A 256-nucleotide genomic window follows, 5' to 3' on the forward strand; every position below is an offset into this window, starting at 1 on the left:
GCAGAGATTCTTCCCCGGTTACATAGAGAGTCGGTAATTGAGAAGAAAGCTGACACATGGTTTGTAATAGCAGCGTTGATTTACCGGCACCCGGGTTACCACCAATCAGGATCGCAGCACCCGGTACGACACCACCACCAAGTACGCGGTCTAGCTCTTTAAAGCCACTGCTAAAACGTGGGACTTCTTGCAGATCGATTTCTGACAGCGTTTGAACCGAAGATTCAGTTGCACCGCCCGCATAACCACTCAATCG

General features: G+C 50.4%; 1 protein-coding gene. It reads right to left on the bottom strand.

Annotated elements, in window-relative coordinates; all coding sequences use genetic code 11:
* Positions 1-256, bottom strand: a 256-nt coding sequence (locus AB4486_RS26165) for an ATPase domain-containing protein (RefSeq protein WP_372119671.1), incomplete at both ends; no start/stop codon positions are given.

This window comes from Vibrio sp. 10N.222.55.C6, from assembly GCF_041473395.1.
GTDB lineage: Bacteria > Pseudomonadota > Gammaproteobacteria > Enterobacterales > Vibrionaceae > Vibrio > Vibrio crassostreae_C.